Origin of the sequence: Streptomyces apricus, from assembly GCF_008369065.1 — a bacterium.
In the GTDB taxonomy this organism is placed as follows: Bacteria; Actinomycetota; Actinomycetes; order Streptomycetales; family Streptomycetaceae; genus Streptomyces; species Streptomyces apricus.
In genome coordinates this window covers 895783-900299 of the sequence record NZ_VDFC01000040.1, presented here as the reverse complement: position 1 = coordinate 900299, position 4517 = coordinate 895783, and the positions used below count along the sequence as shown (strand labels likewise).

General features: G+C 70.0%; 4 protein-coding genes. 3 read left to right on the top strand and 1 reads right to left on the bottom strand.

The features are described from left to right. The 3 genes from FGF04_RS17105 to proC all read left to right on the top strand — a co-directional run. The coding region (locus tag FGF04_RS17105) for an ABC transporter ATP-binding protein (RefSeq protein WP_149512321.1) at positions 1 to 738 on the top strand (738 nt) is incomplete at its 5' end. Continuing rightward, on the top strand, positions 735 to 1529 hold the full coding sequence (locus FGF04_RS17100) for an ABC transporter permease (RefSeq protein ID WP_149512121.1): 795 nt from the start codon (positions 735 to 737) through the stop codon (positions 1527 to 1529). The genes FGF04_RS17105 and FGF04_RS17100, both read left to right, overlap by 4 nt. Positions 1530 to 1630: 101 nt before the next feature. Next, positions 1631 to 2440, top strand: coding sequence for a pyrroline-5-carboxylate reductase (gene proC / locus FGF04_RS17095; RefSeq protein ID WP_149512120.1), 810 nt, complete (start codon positions 1631 to 1633; stop codon positions 2438 to 2440). On the opposite strand, the gene trpS is transcribed toward proC, so the two are convergent. After that, positions 2379 to 3506, bottom strand: coding sequence for a tryptophan--tRNA ligase (gene trpS / locus FGF04_RS17090; protein WP_149512119.1), 1128 nt, complete (start codon positions 3504 to 3506; stop codon positions 2379 to 2381). The genes proC and trpS overlap by 62 nt on opposite strands. Positions 3507 to 4517 lie beyond the last annotated feature (1011 nt).

The window sequence follows — 4517 nt, the reverse complement described above, 5'->3', positions numbered from 1 at the left end:
GTCCTCCGCGGCCCCCGCCAGGTCCTGCGCGGCATCGACTTCGACGTCCCCCGCGGCCGGATCACCGGCCTCCTCGGCCCCTCCGGCTGCGGCAAGTCCACCCTGATGCGCTCGATCGTCGGCACCCAGGCCAAGGTCACCGGCACCCTGGACGTCCTCGGCCTCCCCGCGGGACACCCCGCCCTGCGCTCCCGCATCGGCTACGTCACCCAGGCCCCCTCCGTCTACGACGACCTGTCGGTGCGCCAGAACCTCGACTACTTCGCCGCGATCCTCGACCCCGGCCGCGCGGCCGCCGACCGCCGCCACGAGAACGTCACCCGCGCCATCTCCGACGTCGACCTCGCCTCCCACGCCGACGCCCTCGCGGGCAACCTCTCCGGCGGCCAGCGCAACCGCGTCTCCCTCGCCGTGGCCCTCCTCGGCGCCCCGGAACTCCTGGTCCTCGACGAACCCACGGTCGGCCTCGACCCCGTACTGCGCCGCGACCTCTGGCAGCTCTTCCACACCATCGCGGCCGACCGGGGCGCCACCCTCCTCGTCTCCTCCCACGTCATGGACGAGGCCGAACGCTGCCACCGCCTGCTCCTGATGCGCGAGGGCGAGATCCTCGCCGACGGGACCCCGGACGCCCTGCGCACCCGTACCGGCACCGACACCGTCGAGGCCGCCTTCCTCCACCTGGTCGACGAAGCGATCGCGGCCGGCCGCCGGCCGCACGAGGAGACCGCCCGATGAACACCACGACCACCCCGCGCACGGGCCCGGCCACCTCCGCCGAGCCGCGCACCTTCACCCCCGCCCGCACCACCGCCACCGCGACCCGGGTCCTGCGCCAGCTCCGCCACGACCCGCGCACGATCGCGCTGATGATCCTCATCCCGTGCGTGATGCTCCTGCTGCTGCGCTACGTCTTCGACGGCAGCCCGCACACCTTCGACTCCATCGGCGCCTCGCTGCTCGGCATCTTCCCGCTCATCACGATGTTCCTGGTGACCTCCATCGCCACCCTGCGCGAACGCACCTCCGGCACCCTGGAACGCCTCCTCGCCATGCCCCTCGGCAAGGCCGACCTCATCGCCGGCTACGCCCTCGCCTTCGGGGCCGTCGCCGTCGTCCAGTCCGTCCTCGCCACCGGCCTCGCCGTCTGGGCCCTCGGCCTCGACGTCACCGGCTCGGCCTGGCTGCTGCTCCTGGTCGCGCTGCTCGACGCCCTGCTCGGCACCGCCCTCGGCCTCTTCGTCTCGGCGTTCGCGTCCTCCGAGTTCCAGGCCGTCCAGTTCATGCCGGCCGTGATCTTCCCGCAGCTCCTCCTCTGCGGCCTGTTCACCCCGCGCTCCGAGATGCACCCCGTACTGGAGCGCATCTCCGACGTCCTGCCCATGTCGTACGCCGTCGACGGCATGAACGAAGTCCTCAAGCACACCGACGTCACCGCCGCCTTCGTCCGCGACGCCCTGATCGTCGCGGCCTGCGCCCTCCTCGTCCTGGCCCTCGGCGCGGCCACCCTGCGCCGCCGCACCGCCTGACCGCGTCCCGACCGCGTCCCGACCGGCGGACGGCGCGGCCCGCCCCCGGCCCCCGGTGCGAGGATGGGCCCCGGACGACGCACCCCGGAGGGCAACCGAACATGAGCCAGAAAGTAGCGGTGCTCGGCACCGGCAAGATCGGCGAGGCCCTGCTCAGCGGAATGCTCCGCGCGGGCTGGGCCCCCGCGGACCTCCTGGTCACCGCCCGCCGCCCGGAACGCGCCGCGGAACTCCACGAGCGCCACGGCGTCACCCCGGTCACCAACCAGGAGGCCGCCAAGACGGCGGACACGCTGATCCTCACGGTCAAGCCCCAGGACATGGGCACCCTGCTCGACGAACTCGCCCCGCACGTCCCCGCCGGCCGCCTCGTCATCAGCGGCGCCGCAGGCATCCCCACCTCCTTCTTCGAGGAACGCCTCGACCCGGGCACCCCGGTCGTCCGGGTCATGACGAACACCCCCGCCCTCGTCGACGAGGCCATGTCCGTCATCTCCGCCGGCAGCCACGCCACCGCCGAGCACCTCGCCCACGCCGAGGAGATCTTCGGCGCCGTCGGCAAGACGCTGCGCGTCCCCGAGTCCCAGCAGGACGCCTGCACCGCGCTCTCCGGCTCCGGCCCGGCGTACTTCTTCTACCTGGTCGAGGCCATGACCGACGCGGGCATCCTGCTCGGCCTGCCCCGCGACAAGGCCCACGACCTGATCGTCCAGTCCGCGATCGGCGCCGCCGTGATGCTCCGCGACAGCGGCGAGCACCCCGTGAAGCTCCGCGAGAACGTCACGTCCCCCGCGGGCACCACGATCAACGCCATCCGCGAACTGGAGAACCACGGCGTACGCGCCGCCCTCATCGCCGCCCTGGAGGCGGCCCGCGACCGCAGCCGCGAACTCGCCTCCGGCAACAGCTAGAAGGACCGGGACCGGGGACAAGGGGACGGGGCCGGGGTCGAACCGACCCCGGCCCCGTCCCCACCGCTCGCCCCGCGGGCAGCAGCCCGATCGCCCGGTACGCCGCGTCCACCCTCGGCCGCGCCATCTCCCGGGCCTTCCCCGCACCCTCGCGCAGCACCTGGTCCACGTACGCGGGATCGGCGCACAGCTCCTGGTGTCTGCGCCGTACGGGACCGAGGAGTTCCACCACGGCGTCGGCGGTGTCCTTCTTCAGCGCCCCGTAGGTCGCGTACGCACCGGCCAGCTCGCCCGGATCCGCGTCCGTGCAGGCGGCCAGGATCTCCAGCAGGTTCGAGACCCCGGGCCGGACCCGACGGTCGTGGACGACGTCCGACCCGCTGTCGGTCACGGCCCGCATGATCTTCTTCCGGACGACCTCGGGCTCGTCGAGCAGATAGACGATCCCGGGCCCGGTGTCGTCGGACTTCCCCATCTTCGACGTCGGCTCCTGCAGGTTCATCACCCGCGCCGCCACCTGCGGATGCGTGGTCCGCGGCACCACGAACGTGTGCCCGTACCGCTGGTTGAACCGCACCGCCAGGTCCCGGGTCAGCTCCACGTGCTGCGCCTGGTCGTCCCCCACCGGCACCTCGTCGGTCCCGTACGCCAGGATGTCCGCCGCCATCAGCACGGGATAGGTCAGCAGCGACAGCCGCACACTCCCGCCCCGCGCGCGCTCGGCCGCCGCCTTCTCCTTGTACTGGATCATCCGGCGCATCTCGCCGTCGGTCGCCACGCACTCCAGCAGGTACGACAGCCGGGCGTGCTCGTCGACATGACTCTGCACGAAGAGGGTGCACAGCTTCGGATCCAGCCCCGCGGCCAGCAGCAAGGTGGCCGCCTGCCGGCTGAGCCTGCGCACGCGCCCGGGATCGTGGTCCACGGTCAGGGCGTGCAGGTCCACGACGCAGAACAGCGCGTCGGCCCCGTGCTGGTCGACCTCGCTCCAGCGCCGCATCGCCCCCAGGTAGTTGCCCAGCGTCAGGTGCCCGGTCGGCTTGATCCCGCTGAAGACCCGCTTCATCCCTCTACCTCCTGGTCGAGACCGCCACCGCCACCGGCCGGCCTCCCGGGGGGAGGAACGAAAAACGGCCGCCGAGGCGGCGGCCGTTGGGTACACGCGTGAGTACGGCCGCCGTCAGGCGGCCCACCACAGCTGGGTGCACGCGTGTGTCGTCATGACGCCGAGCCTACGCCTCCGGGGTGGTCCCCGGCGGCAAGTTGACACGCCCCCGGCCGCTCCGTACTGTTCTCCGAGTTGTCCGACGTGAGCGCCGACCTCGGTTGGTCCCCGGACAGCCATTCCGCAACGAGCACACAGTGATCGACGATCTGTCGTCGGTTGCTTTTGGCGCGCGTTTGCGAAATGAGGAATCCACGTTCGAAAGGGCGCGACCCCGATTAGCTCGGGGGCCGGGATTCCGCTAAAGTCTCACTCGTCGGAACGGCCCAACAGCCGCGAGGACAACCCACTTCGACTGGGAATCGGGCCCGAAAGGATCTGGTAGAGTCGGAATCGCCGGAAAGGGAAACGCGAAAGCGGAAACCTGGAAAGCACCGAGGAAATCGGAACCGGAAACGGTCTGATAGAGTCGGAGACGCAAGACAGCAAGACCGAAGGGAAAAGCCCGGAGGAAAGCCCGAGAGGGTGAGTACAAAGGAAGCGTCCGTTCCTTGAGAACTCAACAGCGTGCCAAAAATCAACGCCAGATATGTTGATACCCCGTCCATCACCGCATGGTGGTGGGTGGAGGTTCCTTTGAAAAAGTCCTGCCGGGCGCAAGTCCGGTAGGCGCATCAGCGAGGACGCTGTGAACAGTCTTCCTTATTCCGGTCGACTGTTCCGCTCTCGTGATGTGACACCCGATTACGGGTAAACATTCACGGAGAGTTTGATCCTGGCTCAGGACGAACGCTGGCGGCGTGCTTAACACATGCAAGTCGAACGATGAACCACTTCGGTGGGGATTAGTGGCGAACGGGTGAGTAACACGTGGGCAATCTGCCCTTCACTCTGGGACAAGCCCTGGAAACG